Raw genomic sequence first — 21,597 nt, 5'->3', positions numbered from 1 at the left:
TAACTTGGCATAGAAAGGTGATTCTGCTATGGCGATTTCTGTCGTGAAAGGCCAGAAGAGTGATCTGACCAAAACCAATCCGGGCTTGTCCCGTCTAACGGTAGGCATTGGTTGGGAGGCAGCCTCGGGTGTAGAGCTGGACACATCAGCATTCCTTCTGGGTTCAGACAATAAAGTGGCTGGAGATGAGGATTTTATCTTTTATAATCAACCCTCTACCTCGTTCATCACGTACATGGATGGTGGACAGGTTGGTGGCGAGAAGAAACAATTCGCCATTGATCTTGGCAAAATCCCTGCCCGAATTGAGAAAATCGCCTTCAGCCTGACGATTCATGACGGTGAAGCACGACGCCATCATTTTGGACAGGTTCAGCATGGTTTTCTACGGTTTGCCAATGCAGCTACAGGTCAGGAAGTAATGAGATATGATCTGGGAAGCGGTTTTACAGTGGAGACCGCAATTGTCATCGGTGAATTGTATCGCCATAACGGTGAATGGAAGTTCAATGCGATAGGATCGGGTTTTGCAGGTGGTTTGAATGCACTCTGCGCTAACTTTGGTGTGGATGTAGATGGTGGATCAGAACCTGCACCAACGACTTCAACCGTTCCTCCGACAGCTGTACCGACTCCACCACCCCCGGTGCCCGCACCAGAACCGACGCCTGCTCCTGTGAATTCGATCAATTTCAGCAAAATTGAATTGAAGAAGAAGGGCGACACCATTAACCTCAAGAAAAATGCGGGGGGACTTGGTGAAATCCTGATTAACCTGAACTGGAATCAACAGGGTAGCAAAGGGTTGTTTGGTCGTAGCAAGAGTGTGGATCTGGACTTGGGCTGCCTGTTCGAGATGAAGGATGGTACACGAGATGTGATTCAGGCCTTGGGACAGACGTTTGGTTCACTGAATCGTTTCCCTTATATTGCACTGGATGGGGATGACCGGACGGGATCGGTTAAGACGGGAGAGAATCTGCGGATTAATGGTGCCCGTATCTCGGAAATTGAGCGCATCTTGGTATTTACCTATATTTATGGTGGTGTGGCCAACTGGTCTCAAGTAGACGGTGTGGTAACTATCCAGCAGAAGGATGGCCCGGATATCATTGTCCGAATGAATGAATACGGGAGTCCGCTTGGCATGTGTGGCATCGCGATGTTACGCAATGTGAACAATGAGACATTCAGTATTGAACGAATCGTGCAGTTCTATAATGGGCATCAGGCGTTGGACGAGGCTCATGATTGGGGAATGCAGTGGGTTGCGGGAAGAAAGTAATCATTTGTATTTATTCAATATATAAACGCTGTATCGGTCAGCACCATTGCAAGGATACTGTTGACCAACGTTATCCTCGATAATAGACCATCAATCCCTCCAGACTAGGAGGGATTGGTTTTTATGCCCCGACAGCTGGAATCAACTATTGCAGATTGGCTATTGCCAAAGGTGCGAGGAGGAGACAACCCTGAAATATTTTAACTTTTTGAGTCTGGAAGAAGAAGATACTTTATTTTTCTCTTCACCCGTCTCGTTCAATCACCGGACTTCCAAAGATCTACTGGCATATGCTGTTGGGGCTGCTTTATATATGCCCGCGACGCGCACACATATCGCGGACGACATTATGAATGGTAAACATGAAGGTCTGACGACTATTATTATTGATCTGGAGGACGCTGTGGGTGACGACCAAGTAGAGTTTGCCGAGCAGTGTCTGGTACAGCATCTAACTCAACTGATGACTTATATGGAGACAGGCATGCTGAGTCAGGATCAAATGCCTCTTCTGTTTGCTCGTGTACGTTCACCACAACAGTTGGAACGTCTCATTGATACGTTGGGAGAATTGGTGTCCATGCTGACAGGCGTGGCATTGCCCAAGTTTTGTGTGGGCAATGGAAGAGCCTATTTCGACCAGATCCGCAAGTATAATCAACGGAAACCGGATCATTATCCCGTTCTCTACGGAATGCCTATATTGGAAACGGCTTCAATTATATATCGGGAGACACGTTGGGAGACCTTACTGGGCCTTCGAAACATCCTCGATGAAAATGTTGAATATGTGCTCAATGTACGCATTGGTGCGACCGATTTCTCCAGCCTGTTTGGACTGCGCCGAAGCCCGGAATTGACCATATACGATATCGCCACGATCCGTGACTGCATCTCGGATATTATCAATCTGTTTGGTCGAATGGACAAGCCGTATGTGATCTCAGGTCCTGTCTGGGAATATTTCAGTCAGCGGGAGCGCGTGTTCAAACCTCAATTACGACAGACTCCATTCGAAGAAACCCTGGGCAAATCAGGGCTGCATCTGAGAATGAAATATATTACGAACACAATGGATGGATTGATGCGTGAAGTCATGATGGACAAGGAAAATGGAATTGTAGGCAAAACGATCATTCATCCTTCTCATATTAAGCCCGTACAAGCGATGTACGTTGTTACACATGAGGAATATTCCGATGCCCAAGACATCATCGCCCGTAATGACGGTAGCCTGGGTGTGTTCAAAAGTAATTACTATAACAAAATGAATGAGATTAAACCACACTTGAGCTGGGCGAATCGAATTCTAATCCGATCACAAATATATGGGGTGTTACATGAACAGCAGCATTTTGTCGGGCTCTTGCCCAAGCATGAGCAACAACACAACTACGTTCCCAATTCTTGATCAATTCAGTCTGAACGTTCAGGTTACACATAACCCGCTGCAACTTCCACTAGAATCTCTATTTTCCATGGCTGCACGAATCAATAAGAAACGTTCATTTCTGTTTGTAAGCAGACTGCTAGGCAAGCACATCCCGGTTAACCCGTATACCTCGCTTCTGAGTGGCGCGGCATTGGCTGTTCTGTTATATGAGCACCTGACTGAAAAGACGGAAGAGATCAAAGATCAGATCACCGAGTGGAAACGGGAAATGGTCGAAGGTTTGATTGATCCCAAGCAAGCTCGGCAAGTGTACGGCATGTTGTTGCAAGAGAAATTGAGTTTGCCGGAAACGATTCGTTTTGTTGGTTTTGCCGAGACAGCGACAGCGCTGGGTCACAGCATGTACGAGATGTTTGCTGATCAAGCTTCCTATATTCACACCACTCGCGAATATGTTCCAGCGATGCATCCAGATATTCAATTTGAAGAAGAACATTCCCATGCGATGGCTCATCGTTGTTATGCGTTGGATCATGAAGCCTTTGCAGGAGAGGGTCCGATTGTTCTGGTGGACGACGAGATTACGACGGGCAAAACGACGTTGAATATCATTCGGGATATTCAGGCCAGATACCCCCGGAAGCAATATGTGATTGCTTCGCTGTTGGACTGGCGTACGGAAGCGGACGAGAATCGATTTGCCGAGCTGGAAGCTGAATTGGGAATTACCATTACACCGTTATGCCTGTTGAAGGGCCGTATTGAAGTGGTGGGTACTCCACAGTTGGAACCAACACTGCAAGATGAGCAGCTATCCCATCCTGCCGTAACGCTTCAGACCACTACCGTTGCCGATGCCTTCGATCAGCTGCACGCTACTTCGGAGGATGGGGAAGGTAAACGTAGCACAGCGAGCTACGTCCAGCATACGGGCAGGTTTGGTATGCAATCCCGTCATAATGGCGAATTGCGCCAGGAGATTAGTCGGATTGCAGAACGGCTTCGGACGCAGCGTACGGGAGAACGGACTTTGGTGATGGGAACAGGGGAGTTCATGTACATTCCGATGCGTATTGCTGCCGAGATGGGAGAAGGCGTGTTGTATCAATCCACTACCCGCAGTCCAATCCATACACATCCGGCTCCAGGATATGCTGTTCGTAGTGGTGCCGGATATGCCTCACCGGAAGACGCATCTGTTCGTAACTTTATCTATAACATCGCTCCGGGACAATATGATGAGATTTTTGTTCTGCTGGAGAGACAGATGTCCAAAGAACGAATGGAACCGATGTTGAAGGTACTGGGGCAGTTGGGGTGTGGACACATTCATATTGTATATTGCGGCTTGCCAGAGAAGACAGGGGACAACGAGCAATGAACTTAACTACACTGGAGCTAATCAGACAACGTGAGATTCCGTCTCCCGAACCGATGGGCAGTTATGCTGCATCGGACGTTGTTTTCCTACTGAAAGATATCAGCCATGTTGATCTGGAAAAGGGAACGGGTGAACGGGAGCAGGCGATCCAATCCGGGGTTCATTATTCGGAGATGTTGCCCGTGGAATATCAGCCCACAGCAGAATACATCGAGCTGTTCCATCAGACGCTGGAACAATCCGCTGCAAGAATCGCACGTCATACCGCCATTGTGGCTGAGAAGATTGTAGAGCGTAGGGGACTGAATCTGGTGCTGGTATCTCTGGCTCGAGCCGGAACACCTGTGGGCATCCTGATCAAACGTTATATTGAATTGAAATACAAAGTGACGATTCCGCATTATAGTATTTCTATTATCCGTGGCAAGGGTATGGACGAGAACGCAATTTTATATATTTTACAGCAGCATGGTCTGGAAACAGCTATTCAGTTTGTAGACGGTTGGACAGGCAAAGGGGCTATTCGCAAAGTGCTGAAAGAGTCCTGTGACCACATGGAACGGACTTATGGCGTAAGTCTTGATGATGATCTTGCTGTGTTGGCTGATCCGGGGCAATGTTCAGGAACTTTTGGGACAAGGGAAGATTATCTTATTCCTAGTGCTTGTCTGAATTCCACGGTATCGGGACTGGTGAGCCGTACAGTACTTCGCGATGATCTGATTGGACCGGCAGATTTTCACGGGGCCAAATGGTATCGTGAATGGTCCTCAGCGGATGTGTCGACCCAATACGTGGATACCATCGCTCAGTATTTTCCACAGGTGATGAACCAAGCGGAGATTCGCTCGGATGACAATGCTACCGGTACTTCGGAAATTACCTGGAAAGGATGGCAGGATATTGAGTCCATCCAGCAATCTTTTGGCATTGCGAACATTAATCTGATCAAACCTGGAATCGGAGAAACAACCCGGGTGTTACTGCGCCGTGTCCCTTGGAAGATTCTTGTGGACCGTCTGGATAATCCGGATTTGCAACATATCATGATGCTCGCCAGAGACAGAAATGTGCCGGTTGAGGTATATCCGGGATTAACCTATTCCTGTTGCGGCATTATTCAATCCCTGGGAGGTGGCGGAGAATGATGATCTACGCAAGTGATCTGGACCAGACGCTGGTGTACTCCCGTCGTGCGCTCCGTATTCCCGAAGATACACCGGGACTTGTTCCCGCAGAGTGGATTAACGGCAAGTTGTCCGCTTTTATGTCAGCATATGCATTGGAGCGGTTGCAGTCTTTGCCACAAGACATTGTATTTATGCCTGTGACGACACGTACAGTGGAGCAGTACCGGCGCATTCATATTTTTCAGAGCGAATGTATTCCGAAATATGCGGTGACGAGTAATGGTGGCAACATCATTGTTGACGGTCAGGTAGACGATGAATGGAATCTGCATATTCGTTCTTTGCTTCGTCAGCAGGCAGCTACTCCCGAAGAGATCCTGAATTTATTTGACGATGTGCTGAGCCCGGAGTGGGTAATTAATCAGCGATTGTGTGATGAGCTGTTCTTTGCATTGCTAATCGAACGTGACAAGCTTCCAATGGAGCATATTGCGGAAAAGATTCGGGTGTTAGAGACGCTGGGATGGGAGAGTTCGATTCAGGGGCGGAAGCTCTATCTGGTGCCTTCGGCCGTGAACAAACGAGCTGCAGTGGAGCATATTAGGCAACGCATTGGCGATGTGCCTGTGATTGCTTCGGGTGATTCCTTGCTGGATCGTTGTTTGCTGGACTTTGCGCACTACGCCATTGCTCCGTCTCACGGAGAGTTACATGTGGAGAGACAGCGTGTACCTGAGCAGGTACCGTATCAATTTACGGAACAATTCGGTGCTTTTGCAGCAGATGAGATTCTCGATTACGTTCACCGTATTCATAACGATCAACAGACCCAGATAGACCATGCCGAGATAAGGGAGACCGTATAAATGAAAAAAATGAAGATTTACTTCAACCGTTGGTTCTCTGTAACGTATCATTATATGAATGCGATTCGGGACAATGAGGACGGTATGGAATTTGAGATCTACGGTACTCATCCTGATCCTGGACATATGGCATTACAGGGCTGTGATGTTGCAGAAGTTGAACCGCGTCTAACGGGCCGGGAGTATGTTGATTTTTGCCTCGACTTTTGCCGTCGTCATCAGATTGATGTGTTTATTCCACGCTGGAACATGCTGGACATCAGCAGACATATCTCCCTGTTCGAAGAGATCGGTACACGGGTTATCGTATGCTCGGACACGGAATTGCTGGAACAATTGATGGAGAAAGACCGGTTCTATGAATCGGTGCGTGAGAAGGGCATTATGGAGATTCCGGATTATTTCACGGTCAGTAATGCTGCACAATTCCAGCAAGCCTATGAGGCGCTACGTGCACGTGGACACGATGTATGCTTCAAACCATGTAATGGTGAGGGTGGTATGGGATTCCGAGTGATTAATAATGAACGTGATCCGTTGCAGGAGTTGTTCGGATACGCGCTTAACTCCATTTCGTATGAAGATGCCCTGCGTGCGTTCTCTTCTGCTCCGTCCTTTCAAAATGTCATGGTGATGGAGGTACTGGAAGGATATGAATACAGCATTGATTGTCTTTCGGATCGCAATGGGAAACTTATAACGGCTATCCCGCGTAGAAAAGAAAGAGGACGTTTGCGCTTGCTTGAAGAAAACGAGGAATTGCTGGCGATTGCCCGCAATGTGGCAGAAGTATATCGGATTCCTTATAATTTTAATATACAGATGAAATATCGCAAGGATACACCGAAGCTGCTGGAGATCAATCCGCGTATGTCGGGTGGGTTGCACATGTCTTGTCTGTCGGGCGTGAACTTCCCGTATCTGGCGGTCAAGTCTGCACTTGGCCATGATATTGGACCACTTCATCCGAAGTTTGGCATACTGGGAAGTCATATCGAACAGCCATTTATAATCGACGTTCAGAAGGTAAGCGGAGTACACCACGTCTAGCTGAGAATTTCCCTCAACATTGACACCTTCTGGATGGTTTTTTTACAATACGGATGAGAGGTTATTCAAAAAGTCCATCTTCTCGGTACTGAAAATCAGACTTTTTGAATATGCACTGTATGTGTTGTTAAGGCAGGAGGACAAGTAATGTTACGGAAAACGAAGATAGGTATAGGCGCATTGGTCGGTTATGGTCTCGCGGCGATCACGAGTCCCTTTCTACCGGATGTCATCACGTGGGCAATTCCGGCACTGGCAACTGTGGTCGGAGGATTGATTCCTTCACGTTCCACGCCACGTACACAGGTCCAGGGTTCGTCATCAGCCCCTGTACCCATTACAGATATCGGAAATGAACCATCCCGCTTGAATGGTGGACAAGCACCGAGCACAGTGCCAACAGGGGCACGAGAAGCTTCTCTGGCAGAGCCCCAACCGAGTTCCACTCCCGCACAGCATGCAAGCACAGAACAAGCGAAGCCTTCCCGGACTGAACCAGATCCTGTATTTGATCCGGTGATTGAATACCTGGAAGTTCTGGAGGATATGATCATCTCAGAAGGTCAGAAGAACGAGCTGGATAATGAGATCGTGGAGAAATCATTGGCGTTGTTTGCCCGTTTGCAGCGTGTGATTCCTTCCCTTCAGGAACTAAATAACGGAGATATCAACCATACGGTGCGCAGACTTATTTTGAAAGACCTGAACGGTTTTATTAATCCATTTTTACGTTTAAGTGGAGAAGCCAAACGCAACAATCGGCGTATGCTGCTGAATGGTCTTCGAGACGTGGATTCCAAGATATCGGATATTGTATCAACGATTGAACATAAAGACTTAATGGAGCTCCAGAACAAAGCGGAACTAATACATCAACGGTATAACAGCTCTGAATTATAGGAGGGATTGGCATGGCAACGGAATGGGCTCAGTTGAAGCAGGAAGATGAGCAACGGATTAACCAGGAAGCAACACAGCTTATTCAGAAAGTGTCCCAAAGTGATCCGGCTCATCTGGATACCTTAATGGATGATATCGGCAAGTTGGGCGTGAAAACACAAGAGAGAGCAGGACAGACTCTCAAGTTGCTTGATCGCCCAGTCAATGAATTGATGTCCGGGAACCGGGCAGAGGTATCAAACATGATCCTGAAGCTCCGTGATGAATGTGAGAGTTTGCAGCAGAGTAAAAATGTGAGTTTTGTCGGGAAGTTGTTACGTAAAAGCCCGCTGAAAAACTATGTATACCGTTATCAATCTGTTCGCACGAACATTGATGCGATCATTAACGGGTTGCGGGACGGCAAGGACAACCTGGAAGAAAGCATCGTGAACATGCGTCAATTGAAACGTTCTTCCATTCAGGAGATCTACAATTTGCAGACCAAAATCTCTTTTGGTAATCAATTGAAAGCATTGTTCGAAACCGAGATCGCCAAGCCTGAGAACGAGAATCGTAAAGCACATCTGGAGCGTGGGTTGCGCAAAGTGGTAACACGTACCCAATCCATGACAGAGATGATCATGCTGTACAATCAGGCAATCGCAGCTACCGACATCATTAATGATAACAATGACAAGCTGATTGATTCCGTTAATAATGCCATTGATAAAACAGCAAATCTAATCACCGTTTCGGCCATGATTGCGATGGCTCTTAATGATCAGGAGAAGGTCATTTCTGCTGTGGAAGCTACGAATAAGACGATTGAAGATCAATTCAAGGAGAACGCCAGATTGTTGAAGACAACAACAGAGAAAACAAATGAACTGTTGTCCAAACCTGCGATGTCCCTTGAAGCGGTCAATCAAGCGATGGGTGATCTGATGTCTGCACTGGATCTGTCCGAGCAGTCCAATCGCCGGATCATCGAGAGCTGTAATGACTATACCAACAAGATGACAACCCTTAACGCCAAAATGAGCGATCGACTTGGTCTGGAAGGACCGAAGGCTGCTGCCATTCCGGAGAAAAACAAACCGGATTCCAGTGCATTAGGATCTTTCCTGGATTAGGGTAGGACTCGCTGCATATCGTATCGAGATTGCTACATGGTTTTATTTTCTACGAGGGACGCCGAGTGCGTCTCTTTGTTTCATTTATTTGATAGAATGATGGTAAAATCTGGGGTTGTGCGAAGGAGCTTGCTGAACATGCTGGACTTTGCAAACGGGGAGTGGACGCTGCATCCATTTGACGGCATACTGATCCAAAACCGTGAAATGTGCAGTCTGATTGTATCGGAGCTACTCCGTAACAAAGATTTTCATGTCATGTTGGCTAAAGAGAAAATCATCTTATCCCAATTACGCACCAGTGTTAACCTCCAGTCCAATGAGCCGGATGAATGGGTAGCAGATCGGAGAAACGCAGATTATTCCAGTCCTGATGATGAGTTGATGGATTACATAGGGAACCACAGTTTCGAAGACATATTACAGCTTGAGCAAGAACAGATTGAGGCCAGAGTGCAATTCTTCCAACAGATCATTCAGAGAATGTTTATGGAGGGGCTTGGACCGGAAGATGCTGATTTCATCAAAGTTCAGGCCGTGATTCGGATATATAAGGAGACATACGATCGTCTTGGTGAGTTGAATGATCATAATAGGGGTGATCGTGGACGCAGAAGATGGTAGGATGTAAAGGTGAAAAAAAGGTTCATCAGCCATAGGCAGATGAACCTTTTTGTTCTTCTGATATTCAAGGGAGATGAATGGTTTGGATATGATCGGTATGCATAATTAAAGAAGTCCCATCCGCTTCTACCAACGCAAGCAAGTGGTTGTCTGCATTCTTCAATAACCCTGCTCGGTAAGGCTTGCAACCGAGGTTGAGTACAACAAGTTCACCTATCATTTTATGAAGTTGCTGATCGAGTGTACGGGAGAGTGACATGGACGAAGGTTGCATAGGGAAATGTTGCTTACTAAGAGAATAGGGTGTGCTGTTAGTAGGGGAAGGAATAATATATTTCAGATGATTAATGGAAACATAGATAGAATGATATAACGGAGAGTAGAACATAAAGTAGTCATTCATAATATTTGTAATATAACCATGTAATGTTTTCCCTCCGATGGAAATTTCACTGAAACGTCCACGGGCGTTCATCAGCATTTTGCGGTAAGAGATGTTGGTGTGATCCATCTCGGGGTCGGGTGTTGGCAAAACTATACTTGAATCATCTGCCGTATTGACATGCATGGATTGAACATGATGAAGTGGAATATAAACAAATCGCTGGTTTCCGTAGACTACAATCAGATCCTGGCCTACATCAATGATCTCACCCTGGATCGGTAGTTTACAGCCAGACAGCTCCAATTCGACGGATTTACCCAGCCAATGAGTAAGAAGTTCCACAGTATTCCTCCTCTCAATAGAGAATAGATGTCCAAATATATAGTGAAATTAGGCTAACAATTAGACTTATTGGTATCACAATAAAGGTAACTTTCATATACTGTTTCCAGGAGATTCGAATATGATGGGTCTTTAATATATACATCCAAATTAACGTTGCCAAGGTGCCAATAGGCGTCAGCAAGGCTCCGATATCACTTCCCAGAATGTTGGCAAGATACGCAAGATGCAGTTGAGATTCACTTAGTGGAAGATCTGTAACAGCAAAGGTCCCAATCATGACGGAGGGCAAATTGTTGAATAGATTGGAAAGCAGAGTGAGCATTAACCCCGACACAGCAATGATGCTGGCATTTCCTCCTTCTATTATAGGTTTCATCCACTGAATGATCGATGCGGTCATGCCTGCTCGGTGAAGACTATCCACAATAACATAAATGCTGAAGGCAAAGAGTAGAATGTGCCAGGGCGTTTGTGTTATCACATCTTTGAGTCCAGTCCGGGTGCGATACCAACGCACAGCGAGCATGAGAATAACACCAGTGATTGCAACTACCTCCATACGTATACCGACTTGCTCAGCTAGAAAATATCCTGCACGGATAAATACAACGATACCAATACAGACACGGAACAGCCACCAGTCTACTTTATTCTCGGATTCAGTTGTCTGAAGCGGATGATATCCTGAACCTGATGAAGACTGCAGGGATACAGGGAAATGATGAATAACTTTGGGAATACTTCTACGAAAATAATAGAACAGTAGTACAGTCATCACCATGATCGCAAGCATGGATGGCACAAACATCATCTGAGTATAAGTATTCAGATTTAAGCCAACCATTTGCAAAGCAATCAGATTAGCCAGATTACTAAGTCCAATTGGCGCACTGGAAGCCGTGGCGATTAGAGCACCGGAGATCAGGTAGGGTAACTGTTGATGCATTTTCAGACGAAGTATAGAACAGATTCGAATAATGATCGGAGTTGTGATCAGAATACTGCCATCATTGTTGAAGAAGATGGTCATGAGAAAACAAAGTAATAGAATTAGCCAGAACAATCGAAAGCCGGAACCTCTTGCTTTCTCAATCATATTCAAAGCGATCCAGCGAAAAAAACCGATGCTATCTAAAATAATCGACATGACAATGGTAGAGAGGATTGTTACGGCTGCACCAGATACGATCCCGAAGATTCCAACTATGTGAGCATAGCTGCTCACTCCAGTTAAAATAAGAAGAAGGGCGCCAAGCGAGGTGGGTATAGATTCATTCAATCCGCCAGGACGCCACATCAGGAAAATGACAGTGATGATAAAGACCCCGAAGGTTAACCACAACTGGTAGTCAGGCATTTACTGTGATTCACCTCCCAGGGGGAGAAGTCCTGACGAAGCCTGAAGCAGATGTTCATGGGATGGAGTGGGCCTTCCGGGTGTAACGATCCAGTAAAAAGGCACACCAATCAAGACTAATGCGACGAAGATCAACATGATAATTCCCCCCTTTAAGCTGGTAGATAACTTAAGTTGTCAGTTTATTTTATTTACTTCTTTTTATTGCCGGATTTGTTACCACGGGATTGACTGCCTTGGTTGCCTTGATTGCCACGCGACTTGTTGCCACCTGATTTATTGCCTTGAGATTGGTTGCCTTGAACTCGTTGCCCCTGAGAACGATTGCCTTGATTGCTTCGAGATTTATTGCCGCCGGACTTATTCCCCTGAGCTTGGTTGCCTTGAGCTGCTTGGTTCCCTTGAGAACGATTGCCACGCGACTGGTTGCCTTGAGCCGCCTGATTACCTTGGGCTGCTTGGTTCCCTTGACTTTTATTATTACTGCTATTGTTGTTGTTGTTGTTGTTCCCACCACCACGTACGAGGGATACAGATTTCACATGTTGCATCGGAATACGAACAATCTCCTGATTTTTCAAAGTCATGATCAATTGGTTCTGGTTGGCATCGGCCAGGATGCCTTCCACTTTTTCAGGTCCTCCCCGGTTAATCTGAACATGGCGGAAGCGGAGTGCTTGCATAACGCCCAAAAACGTGTTGGAAGGAATAGGGTTCCCCATGGTTGCATTTCGGTTACCACCGGAACGGCCTGTATCTGTTATGCTTTTGACATGTGATTCATTAACGTAGACAATCCCTTCTTTGCAGTTCATTGCCATGTAGTCCCAGCGTACGTCCGTAAGTGTACCTTGTATTGAATCAGGTCCTCCCCGGTTAATCTTAATCTCTCTTCCCAACAAACCTCTTATTCCTTGACCATTCATAGACATTGTGTTTGACCCCTTCCATGATATAAGTTCAGATGGACAGAAATGGTGGATGTAAATGTGATCCCTTCCATTCGTCATTCGTGTCTGTCTGTAGTTTAAGCATATGTGACATGCTTCTTGGAGGGACTAGCCAGTTAACTATATTTATACCATTTCAGCTATAATCTATGAAAATGATGTAAATTTATAGATTAATAACTCGGTTATTCCGCATTATGACAAGTGAATTGGGATGTGATAAGTATCAGGACTGTGCATTCGCCCGTACGACTTTCTGTGCATCTGCATAGGATGATGTAAGAGCCTACGGGCGAATCTTACAGGTACTCGAAAGGCGGATGGAAATGGCTCTACCTGTCTACCATATCAGCTTGTCTCCAACCGAATATCAACAGTTAACGTCCAATATATGGTCAGAGACGTTTGTGAACAGCACGATGCAGATGGACGGTAAGCCGTTTCCGATCCGGCTTCGATACCGTGGAGGACATACACGCGGTTATCCCAAAAAATCATTTGAGATTCGTACATCCAGCCGAACGTATCATTTTAATGCGGAGTATGATGATCCTTCGTTGTTGCGCAATGCACTTTCTTTTCGTTTTTTTGAGTCGATTCGTGTACCCGCACCGTCTACACAACACTGCGTACTCTATCTGAACGGGCAGCTTCTGGGTGTATACCTGAGGATCGAAGGAGTGAAATCCTTCTTTTTTCGCCAACGGAAAATCCCTGTGCGCAGTATCTTCTATGCGGTGAATGATCATGCTGGTTTTATGATAAATTCGAATTCCTCTTCAACAAGTACCGATCTATTGTCAGGGTACAGCTTAATTCGTGGTAAAGATGTGGATCGCACAAGGCTACGTAACTTTATTCAGCAGTTGAACATAAAGTCCAGGCTGGAATTGTTTCGTTTTTTACAGTCGAGGGTGGATACAGACAATTATTTACGCTGGTTAAGTGGAGCTGTGCTTACAGGGAACTTCGACGGATTTCATCAGAATTACACATGGTATGAGAAAATCAAAAGCGGTAAATATGGCATCCTGCCTTGGGATTATGAGGGTACTTGGGGGAGGAACTGTTATGGAACACGAGTTGATCCCAATCTTGTTCGTATTCAGGGGTATAACAGACTTACCGGACGATTGCTGGCATTCCGCAGTTTCCGTCAACAATATAAAAAGCTGATGCGGCAGCATCTGATGAATGCTTTTACAGAGAAGCGAATTATGCCTCTAGTCCATCGATTGCACAATGGGATTCGTGAAGATGTCAACAAAGATCCTTACATGAAATGGCCCATGGATGTATTTGCAGGTGAACCGGAAAGAATTCGCGAATATGTGCTGAAACGTCGGGAGTATCTAAGTGAAAAACTACGTCAGCTGTAAGCACATAACTAGCGCGGGGAAGGGAGACCTTCCTTTTTTTACTGCCAAAATGAAGAGAAGTTTATTGTATTGGGAAAAGTAGGGTAATAAGAATAGAAGCGGCATTGTAAAATACGCTATAATAACCATATGTGTACATAGAAATGATTACATATTGGACGCTGTGGAGAAAACAACATGTCTAATGGAGGCTCTGAGCTGGAACGTGTTATCGGTTTAGGGTGCTCCGAGCCGGAGGAATGCTTATGATCAAGCTGTTGTACTACTTGAAGAAGTACCGAGTTGCCGCGATTGCAGCCCTGGTCATGATGTTAATTGAGCTTGCGGTGGAGCTGGCTCAGCCTTATCTGATCTCCAAGATCATTGATAACGGGATTCAGCAGGGAGATCTTTCTGTCGTCTGGTTGTGGGGGGGGGTGCTGGTTGGCAGTGCTGTTGTGGCTTTTGCTGCCGGAATTGCGAGTTCGTTCTTTGCATCCCATGCGAGCTTGGGGTTCGGATACGATCTGCGGGAGAAGTTGTATGAGAAAGTGCAAACGTTCTCTTATGCCGTCTTTAACCGGTTCGCAACGTCGTCCCTGATTACGAGATTAACGGGGGACGTGACCCAAGTTCAGGACACGGTCTTCATGAGTCTGCGTTTCATGACGCGTGTGCCCCTGGTGGTGATTGGTAGCATGATTATGGCAGTAATCGTGAACCCGAGGTTGGGTCTGCTGCTGGTTGTCATGGTGCCTGTACTGCTCATTGTTGTAGTGTGGATGATCAAAAAGGCAGCGCTGCTGTTCCGCAATGTGCAGCGCAGACTGGATGCCGTCAATGGAGTCATCCAGGAGAATCTGACAGGCATTCGGCTGATCCGTGTTTTCGTACGGATGGGCCATGAGATCGAACGCTTTGCCGGATTCAGCGGCAAGCTGATGAAAGGCACAATCTCCGCGCTGCGCCTGACGGAGACCACGATGCCGTTTATGCTGCTGATGATGAACGTTTGTATCATCGCCGTGTTATGGTTTGGACGAGTCGACATTGCCTCCGGTAATGCAACCGTGGGTGAAGTGGTCGCTGTCATTAACTACCTGCTTCGCACAATTGGTGCCATGTCTGCGTTGTCATGGATTCTGGTAACCTTCTCGAGAGCAAGCGCTTCGGCGCAACGGCTGAATGAAGTGTTTAATACGGAGGACACGTCGGAGACTGAACAGACGAAGTCGTTATCAACGTCTGTACCATCTGCTGGATCTGTGAAATCTTCGCATTTTCCGCAATCTGTATACCCGGCGAAGAAACAGCCCGCTGTGCAGGGTGCGGTTGAATTCCGCAGTGTAGGCTTCAGTTATCCGAATAGTGAAATTACAGTACTGGATAACATCACATTCACGGCAAAAGCGGGGGAGCGCATTGCCATTATGGGAGCAACTGGCTCAGGCAAATCTTCACTGGTGCAGCTTATTCCGCGGTTATACACAGAGGATCAAGGAAAGGTACGGATTGATGGTGCCGATGCATCAGAGCTGGATCTGTCCATGCTGCGTGGTGCGATTGGTTATGTGCCGCAGGAGGTTGTCCTGTTTACCGGTTCCATCCGGGAGAATATTGCCTGGGGTCAGGAAGAGGCTACCTTGGATGAGATCGTGGAAGCCGCAAAGCGCGCGCAGATCCATGAAACAATTGAGAATTTACCAAACGGTTATGATACATTGCTGGGTCAACGGGGAGTGAATCTCTCCGGCGGACAGAAGCAGCGACTTTCCATTGCACGAGCACTGGTACGTAGACCAAGAATTCTGATTCTGGACGATAGCACAAGTGCGCTGGATGTGGCTACAGAAGGCAGACTGCTCGATGCGCTGGAGGAATTGTCGTGTACCACGTTTATCATCACCCAGAAGATCAGTTCAACGACTTCGGCGGACCTGATTCTGCTGCTTGATGATGGACAACTCATTGGACAGGGAAAACATGAAGACCTGATGGAATCGTCAGAGCTGTATCGTCGAATCCATGAATCACAATACGGGGAGGGTGCACAGCATGTTCAAAGCATTCATTGAGCCTTTCCGTCAGCCGCCACCGCCGATTGATCCGGAGACGTTACGATCAGGTGGTGGTCGTAAACCCAAGGCACGGGCGAAGAACTGGTCAGGTACGCTAGGTCGTATCTGGACCTATCTGGCACGGCGCAAGGTTAAGCTGTCCATGGTACTGTTGATGGTGTTTGCCAGTTCCGCACTCGCTTTGCTTGGCCCTTACATGGTAGGGGTGGCCGTGGATGATTTCATCGCGGGTGAAGCCGGGGCAAGCTGGACTCGGTTTCTGATTGGATTAACCGCAGTGTATGTCTTGTTCTCTCTTACATCCTGGTTACAAAATATATGGATGATCGAAATTGCACAGGAAACCGTGTTCCGCATGCGGTATGATCTGTTCTCCCATCTGCACAAATTACCGATTCCATTCTTCGGTAAACGCCAGCAGGGGGAGATTATGAGCCGGGTGACCAATGATATCGAGAATGTCAGCGGTACGTTGAACAGCTCGGCGATCCAGATTTTTTCGAGTGTATTAACACTGCTCGGAACGTTTGGGGTTATGCTCTGGCTCAGTCCGCTACTGACCCTGCTTACCTTTATCGTTGTGCCTCTGATGGCCATCGGCATGCGTTGGATTACGCGCAGAACGGGACCGCTCTTCAAGGAGCGGCAGCGCAATCTCGGTGAACTTAACGGTTACATCGAAGAGACTTTATCCGGGCAGCGGATCATTAAGGCATTCTCCCAAGAGGAGCGAGTGATTCGCGGTTTTGAGGAACGAAATACCCGCATCCGGATTTCCGGTTTCTGGGCACAAACGATCTCTGGCTTTATCCCGAAACTGATGAATGGATTGAATAACCTGAGCTTTGCGATTGTGGCGGGCATCGGTGGTATTCTGGCGATTCAGGGTTCGGTTACAGTCGGGGTGATTATTATCTTTGTGGAATATGCCCGTCAATTCACCCGTCCGCTGAATGATCTGGCGAACCAGTGGAATACGTTATTGTCCGCGATTGCGGGGGCTGAGCGCGTATTCGAGGTGCTGGACGAAGATGAGGAAGCGAAGGATGAAGGGGCAGCGGTATCTCTGGACAAGGTAGAGGGAGCCGTTCGCTTTGATAAAGTATCCTTTGGATACGATGAAGGGCGTAACATTTTGCATGAGATCAGCTTTGAAGCCAAACCGGGGGAGATGATTGCCCTTGTGGGTCCGACCGGAGCGGGGAAAACAACATTAATTCAGCTATTATCCCGTTTCTATGATCCAACAGGTGGCACGTTAACCGTAGATGGACGCGATATGACCACCATTCGGCGTGAGAATCTGCGGTCACATATGGCATTTGTACTACAAGATTCATTTCTGTTTCAGGGCACGATTCGAGAAAATATTCGATTTGGCCGTCTGGACGCAACGGATGAAGAGGTGGAAGCAGCCTCCCGGCTGGCGAATGCCCACTCCTTCATTGTGCGAATGAAGGATGGATACGACAAAGTGCTTCAGGCCGACGGGAGCGGCATTAGTCAGGGGCAGAAGCAACTACTCGCCATTGCCCGGGCAATCTTGGCAGATCCATCGATACTCGTACTGGACGAAGCGACGAGCAGTATTGATACCGTCACGGAGATTAAAATCCAGGAAGGGCTACAACGTCTGATGCAAGGCCGTACCAGCTTTGTCATTGCCCACAGGCTGAACACGATCCGTCAGGCCGACCGAATTTTGGTGCTGAAGGATGGGCATCTATTAGAGCAAGGATCTCATGATGCGTTGCTGGAACAAGGCGGTTTCTACAGCGAGCTGTATTACAGTCAGCTGCGTAAAAAGGCTCAGTAGTCATTTTGGATAATATGTGACATGTATTAGAAAACTTGTAGGTATGTAAAAAGAGCAGGGATGAGGGTACGATACTCCTCACTTCTGCTCTTTTTGCATATTTTATTGAATAAACGTGGAAAACGGAACTGTGATTGTATGTTAAAATAAGGATATATTGGAATAGGTCCGTTTTTGGACGGTTGCCAGCGGTTTTTGAGCATGAGAATGAATTTTTACACGTATGCCTGTAGTCAGTCATGTGATGCATTAAAAGAGAGGAGGGCAATGCGGAATGGAATTCAAATTTGGGAATGCTGCTCTTCTTCTTCCCCCTTTACACATTACGATTATCGCAATCATTATTATTTTCATTCTAGTAAGGTGGAGCAAGCAGTTAGAAACAAGACGTTTTACGGTTTTCTTTTACTTTTTGATTAGTACGTTCATTACTCCAATTTATTCTCAAAGTACATCAGAAGGTGTCTTTGAGCTATGGATCCCCGCAGGGTTTATTTTGGTTTTCTTTTATTTGATTCGCAGCGAAAGAAATCATCCATCTAAAATGAAAGCGAGTATCTTAGGATTTTCAATAGCATTATATCAGTTAATCCTTCAATATGTTGGATGAAGGGACAGGATAGGATAATTCAACAAGAACAAGTAAGCAATAGGTTGAAAACAAAAGAGCAGATCCTGATCACAGGACCTGCTCTTTCTCATCTAACTTCCACTAACTTTCCAGTTATTCGGCTGTTCAACCGTTAACGGTTGGTGTCTGCGAATATAATCCTCCACCAGTGCGGCCATGTCCGTGGCACCTTCGTGCAGTACCTTTTTGCCCGGATACATTGCATAATCCCCGCCGCCAGCAGCGCGGTAGCTGTTCATCACCACAGAGTACATGCCATTCATGTCCATTGGCTTGCCTTCATGTTCCAACTTCACAACTCGACTGCCTACAGGTTGGGAGATATCCAGCTCGTATTCCATGCCAGCCCACATATCGTAATTATAATGTTGGGGTTTGGGCTCCATATAAGCCGGATTGACTACCACCTCACCAGAAGCATTCACTTCAAAGTAACGTGCCGTTTGTTCCAGTGCCTCCCGGATATCCTGACCACTCAACTCCAGCACCGTCAGAGTATTAGGATAGATGAAGTTGGATAACACGTCCCGAACGGTGATGTGACTCCCGAAACCGCGAGCTTCTTCACTCAGCATGGCGGTATTGGAGAGCTGCGCTCCAGTCGCTTCCATCTGCACTTGATGTACAAAAGCAATGAATGGATGTGCCTTGAGTCGCAGAGCCGTAGCATTGGTGATGGATAAATCCCCAGCCACCTCGCCAATGGGTTGATCAAGCCATGCTTGTGCCTCAATTTCCAGCTCTTCTGTCAGTTTCATGACGGTTGCATCAGGTTCAACCTCATGATGTTCATCCAGAAGTAACAACCGAGCCTTCTTATCTGTAATCTGCCATTTCCCGCCCGATGATTGTTCCAACTGAACGGATACATGCCCCGCACCATTTCCACTGAATCCCGGCTGAATGACGGTTACGCCATGAATATTAGCGGTAAGCTGACGATGTTGATGTCCGGTAAGCAGCACATCGATGCCTTCGATGTCCCGGCAGATGGCATAGCCTTGATTTTCTCCAGTTAACCGTTCGGTGGGCTCGCCTGTCTCCAGATCACTCTCAAATCCACCGTGATAACTGACAACCATTACATCTGGTTGTTCATGCTCGTGTATATAGTTAACCCATGTACGGATGGTCTCCAAGGCATCAAGGAACTGTAACCCCTCAATATTTTTCGGATGCTCCCAGTTTGGGATGTAATGCGTAGTTGCGCCCAACAGGGCTACTTTGACACCCGCAGACAATGTTTTGATTAGATACGGAGGACCGAAGGCAGGAACGTCTGGTTGCTCATCTTTTACGATATTGGCAGACAGCCAGGGGAAATTGGAAGCTCCAACTGCTCCGCGTAATAATGCCTGACCATAGTTAAACTCGTGATTGCCCATCACCGCAGCATCATAACCCAGTTTATTCAGTACTGTTATGAATGGATGCACTTCGTTTTTGGAAACCTGTGAAGCTGCATAGGAGGCCAAGGGTGATCCTTGCAGCAGATCCCCGTTATCCACCAGCATCAATTCAGGTGAACGTTCACGTTCCTTACGAATCAGGGAAGCCAGCAGGGCAAGCCCAGTCGGGCGGTAGGCATTGGTATTGTAATGAATGGGACGGATCGCCCCGTGCAGATCACTGGTGAACAGAATGTCGAAGCTTGCCGTATGGTTTGTGGATGTCATTTTACAATCTCCTCTAATATATAAGTTCAGATATATGGAATTACTATAAAACGGAGAAGAATGAATAGCTTGAAGAACCGAAGTATGCGCCGTTATCTCCGATGTTCTTCCTATATCTTCAACCATAATGAGCCTATTCTAACAGATACAAGTCGCGCTGACAGCCTGACAGGAAACTTTACAAAACTCCAAATTTCGTTTCACATCGCGCTAATATTTGGCAACTATAGTAGATAAGTACTGAAAAATAGAAACTCTTTGGAGGGTGTTCGTTTGAAGAAGTCTGCTTTATTTTTACCATTGTTGATTTTGGTTCTGTTTCTGAGTGCTTGTGGGTCTAGCAGTAGTACAACAGGTTCGGCTAACGGGGATAATTCGAGTTCAAATGCATCCGGTACGTCTACGGCAGAGACAGAGAAAGCTGTCGAAGGTTATGTGCCAACTGAACTGACGGTTCAATTTGTTCCTTCCCAGAACGCAGATACGCTTGAAGCCAAAGCGAAACCGCTGGAGAAGTTGCTTGGTGACAAACTGGGCATTCCGGTAAAAGTCAGCGTATCCACCGACTACAACACAATTATTGAAGCAATGGCTTCCAACAAAGTAGACGTAGGTTTCTTGCCTCCGACAGCTTATGTACTGGCTAAAGAAAAAGGCGCTGCGCAGGTTATCTTGCAAGCACAACGTTTCGGTGTAAATGATGAGACAGGTGCTCCAACCGAAGAGTTGGCGGATTCCTATAAATCCATGTTCATTGTGAAAAAAGATTCGCCGATTCAATCCATCGAGGACCTTAAAGGTAAAAAAGTCGCTTACCAAAACGTAACGTCTTCCGCAGGTTATGTATGGCCAGCAGGTCTGTTGCTGGACAGAGGCATTGATCCATTAAAAGATGTAACACCTGTAACGTTGAAAGGTCATGACCAAGGTGTTATCGCTGTATTAAACGGTGACGTTGATGCAGCAGCTATTTTCCAAGATGCCCGCAACACGGTAGCTAAAGACTATCCGACTGTATTTGAAGATACACGAGTACTGGCGTTCACTGAGCCTATTCCTAACGATACCATTGCCGTTCGTACAGACATGAATGCAGATTGGACTGCGAAGATCAAACAAGCCTTCATCGATATCGGTAAAGATACTGAAGGTCACCAGATCATCAAAGAAATCTATACGCATGAAGGTTATGTAGAGTCCGATGATAGCAAGTTTGAGATCGTTCGTCAGTATGGCGAAAAAGTGAAAGGTGAATAA

General features: G+C 46.6%; 19 protein-coding genes. 14 read left to right on the top strand and 5 right to left on the bottom strand.

Annotation, left to right across the window (positions count from 1 at the left end; translation table 11 throughout):
- The first annotated feature begins 28 nt into the window (after positions 1–28).
- The 9 genes from C161_RS21055 (at position 29) to C161_RS21015 (ending at position 9,744) form a co-directional block, all read left to right on the top strand.
- Complete coding sequence (locus tag C161_RS21055; RefSeq protein WP_036672554.1) at positions 29–1,285, top strand: TerD family protein; 1,257 nt, start codon at positions 29–31, stop codon at positions 1,283–1,285.
- A 208-nt stretch (positions 1,286–1,493) separates the two neighbouring features.
- Positions 1,494–2,696 carry an HpcH/HpaI aldolase/citrate lyase family protein gene (locus C161_RS21050; RefSeq protein ID WP_051449850.1) on the top strand — a complete coding sequence of 401 codons (1,203 nt, stop codon included), beginning with the start codon at positions 1,494–1,496 and terminating at the stop codon, positions 2,694–2,696.
- A gap of 67 nt (positions 2,697–2,763) precedes the next feature.
- Positions 2,764–4,059, top strand: coding sequence for a phosphoribosyltransferase family protein (locus C161_RS21045; protein ID WP_036672552.1), 1,296 nt, complete (start codon positions 2,764–2,766; stop codon positions 4,057–4,059).
- Complete coding sequence (locus tag C161_RS21040; RefSeq protein ID WP_036672550.1) at positions 4,056–5,207, top strand: cysteine protease StiP family protein; 1,152 nt, start codon at positions 4,056–4,058, stop codon at positions 5,205–5,207. The genes C161_RS21045 and C161_RS21040 overlap by 4 nt, the downstream gene beginning before the upstream one ends.
- Positions 5,207–6,055, top strand: coding sequence for a hydrolase (locus tag C161_RS21035; protein ID WP_047844115.1), 849 nt, complete (start codon positions 5,207–5,209; stop codon positions 6,053–6,055). Before C161_RS21040 ends, C161_RS21035 begins: the two co-directional genes overlap by 1 nt.
- Positions 6,056–7,105 carry an ATP-grasp domain-containing protein gene (locus C161_RS21030; RefSeq protein WP_036606276.1) on the top strand — a complete coding sequence of 350 codons (1,050 nt, stop codon included), beginning with the start codon at positions 6,056–6,058 and terminating at the stop codon, positions 7,103–7,105. It begins immediately after the preceding gene.
- A gap of 147 nt (positions 7,106–7,252) precedes the next feature.
- Positions 7,253–8,005, top strand: coding sequence for a hypothetical protein (locus C161_RS21025; protein WP_036606279.1), 753 nt, complete (start codon positions 7,253–7,255; stop codon positions 8,003–8,005).
- Between the two features lie 11 nt (positions 8,006–8,016).
- A complete protein-coding gene (locus C161_RS21020; protein WP_036606281.1) occupies positions 8,017–9,120 on the top strand; it encodes a toxic anion resistance protein in 1,104 nt (367 codons plus the stop codon).
- 138 nt (positions 9,121–9,258) lie between these two features.
- Positions 9,259–9,744 carry a hypothetical protein gene (locus C161_RS21015; RefSeq protein ID WP_051449849.1) on the top strand — a complete coding sequence of 162 codons (486 nt, stop codon included), beginning with the start codon at positions 9,259–9,261 and terminating at the stop codon, positions 9,742–9,744.
- 64 nt (positions 9,745–9,808) lie between these two features.
- Here C161_RS21015 and C161_RS21010 read toward each other — a convergent pair whose 3' ends face one another.
- From C161_RS21010 to C161_RS21000, 4 genes are read right to left on the bottom strand one after another with little or no spacing between them, the layout of a single operon-like run.
- Positions 9,809–10,471 (bottom strand): hypothetical protein, encoded by a 663-nt coding sequence (locus C161_RS21010; RefSeq protein ID WP_036606285.1) that lies wholly within the window; start codon positions 10,469–10,471, stop codon positions 9,809–9,811.
- A gap of 13 nt (positions 10,472–10,484) precedes the next feature.
- A complete protein-coding gene (locus C161_RS21005; RefSeq protein ID WP_036606287.1) occupies positions 10,485–11,831 on the bottom strand; it encodes an arsenic transporter in 1,347 nt (448 codons plus the stop codon).
- Entirely contained in the window at positions 11,832–11,969 is a 138-nt protein-coding gene (locus tag C161_RS32430) for a hypothetical protein (RefSeq protein WP_155985018.1), read from the bottom strand.
- Between the two features lie 53 nt (positions 11,970–12,022).
- Positions 12,023–12,763: a hypothetical protein gene (locus tag C161_RS21000; RefSeq protein WP_051449848.1), complete on the bottom strand. Its 741-nt coding sequence runs from the start codon at positions 12,761–12,763 to the stop codon at positions 12,023–12,025.
- 344 nt (positions 12,764–13,107) lie between these two features.
- On the opposite strand from C161_RS21000, the gene C161_RS20995 reads away from it, so the two are divergent.
- From C161_RS20995 to C161_RS20980, 4 genes are all read left to right on the top strand, one after another.
- Positions 13,108–14,160: a CotH kinase family protein gene (locus C161_RS20995; RefSeq protein WP_235193877.1), complete on the top strand. Its 1,053-nt coding sequence runs from the start codon at positions 13,108–13,110 to the stop codon at positions 14,158–14,160.
- Between the two features lie 245 nt (positions 14,161–14,405).
- A complete protein-coding gene (locus C161_RS20990) occupies positions 14,406–16,214 on the top strand; it encodes an ABC transporter ATP-binding protein (protein ID WP_036672547.1) in 1,809 nt (602 codons plus the stop codon).
- A complete protein-coding gene (locus C161_RS20985; RefSeq protein WP_036672546.1) occupies positions 16,195–18,033 on the top strand; it encodes an ABC transporter ATP-binding protein in 1,839 nt (612 codons plus the stop codon). The genes C161_RS20990 and C161_RS20985 overlap by 20 nt, the downstream gene beginning before the upstream one ends.
- 274 nt (positions 18,034–18,307) lie before the next feature.
- Positions 18,308–18,643, top strand: coding sequence for a hypothetical protein (locus C161_RS20980; protein WP_036672545.1), 336 nt, complete (start codon positions 18,308–18,310; stop codon positions 18,641–18,643).
- A 92-nt stretch (positions 18,644–18,735) separates the two neighbouring features.
- Here the strand turns inward: C161_RS20980 and C161_RS20975 are convergent, their stop codons facing one another.
- A complete protein-coding gene (locus tag C161_RS20975; protein ID WP_036672543.1) occupies positions 18,736–20,340 on the bottom strand; it encodes a bifunctional metallophosphatase/5'-nucleotidase in 1,605 nt (534 codons plus the stop codon).
- A gap of 258 nt (positions 20,341–20,598) precedes the next feature.
- On the opposite strand from C161_RS20975, the gene C161_RS20970 reads away from it, so the two are divergent.
- The gene (locus C161_RS20970) at positions 20,599–21,597 is read left to right on the top strand and encodes a phosphate/phosphite/phosphonate ABC transporter substrate-binding protein (protein WP_373865020.1); all 999 of its coding nucleotides are present in this window, start codon (positions 20,599–20,601) and stop codon (positions 21,595–21,597) included.

Source organism: Paenibacillus sp. FSL R5-192, assembly GCF_000517845.1.
Taxonomy (GTDB): Bacteria; Bacillota; Bacilli; order Paenibacillales; family Paenibacillaceae; genus Paenibacillus; species Paenibacillus amylolyticus.
Note: the sequence above shows the minus strand (reverse complement) of the source record. Positions and strands in the feature narration are given on the sequence as shown.

Coding starts and splice junctions, on each gene's coding strand:
- C161_RS21055 (WP_036672554.1), top strand. CDS start 29: ATGGCGATTTCTGTCGTGAAAGGCCAGAAGAGTGATCTGACCAAAACC.
- C161_RS21045 (WP_036672552.1), top strand. CDS start 2,764: ATGGCTGCACGAATCAATAAGAAACGTTCATTTCTGTTTGTAAGCAGA.
- C161_RS21040 (WP_036672550.1), top strand. CDS start 4,056: ATGAACTTAACTACACTGGAGCTAATCAGACAACGTGAGATTCCGTCT.
- C161_RS21035 (WP_047844115.1), top strand. CDS start 5,207: ATGATCTACGCAAGTGATCTGGACCAGACGCTGGTGTACTCCCGTCGT.
- C161_RS21030 (WP_036606276.1), top strand. CDS start 6,056: ATGAAAAAAATGAAGATTTACTTCAACCGTTGGTTCTCTGTAACGTAT.
- C161_RS21025 (WP_036606279.1), top strand. CDS start 7,253: ATGTTACGGAAAACGAAGATAGGTATAGGCGCATTGGTCGGTTATGGT.
- C161_RS21020 (WP_036606281.1), top strand. CDS start 8,017: ATGGCAACGGAATGGGCTCAGTTGAAGCAGGAAGATGAGCAACGGATT.
- C161_RS21015 (WP_051449849.1), top strand. CDS start 9,259: ATGCTGGACTTTGCAAACGGGGAGTGGACGCTGCATCCATTTGACGGC.
- C161_RS21005 (WP_036606287.1), bottom strand. CDS start 11,831: ATGCCTGACTACCAGTTGTGGTTAACCTTCGGGGTCTTTATCATCACT.
- C161_RS32430 (WP_155985018.1), bottom strand. CDS start 11,969: ATGTTGATCTTCGTCGCATTAGTCTTGATTGGTGTGCCTTTTTACTGG.
- C161_RS21000 (WP_051449848.1), bottom strand. CDS start 12,763: ATGTCTATGAATGGTCAAGGAATAAGAGGTTTGTTGGGAAGAGAGATT.
- C161_RS20995 (WP_235193877.1), top strand. CDS start 13,108: ATGGCTCTACCTGTCTACCATATCAGCTTGTCTCCAACCGAATATCAA.
- C161_RS20990 (WP_036672547.1), top strand. CDS start 14,406: ATGATCAAGCTGTTGTACTACTTGAAGAAGTACCGAGTTGCCGCGATT.
- C161_RS20985 (WP_036672546.1), top strand. CDS start 16,195: ATGTTCAAAGCATTCATTGAGCCTTTCCGTCAGCCGCCACCGCCGATT.
- C161_RS20980 (WP_036672545.1), top strand. CDS start 18,308: ATGGAATTCAAATTTGGGAATGCTGCTCTTCTTCTTCCCCCTTTACAC.
- C161_RS20975 (WP_036672543.1), bottom strand. CDS start 20,340: ATGACATCCACAAACCATACGGCAAGCTTCGACATTCTGTTCACCAGT.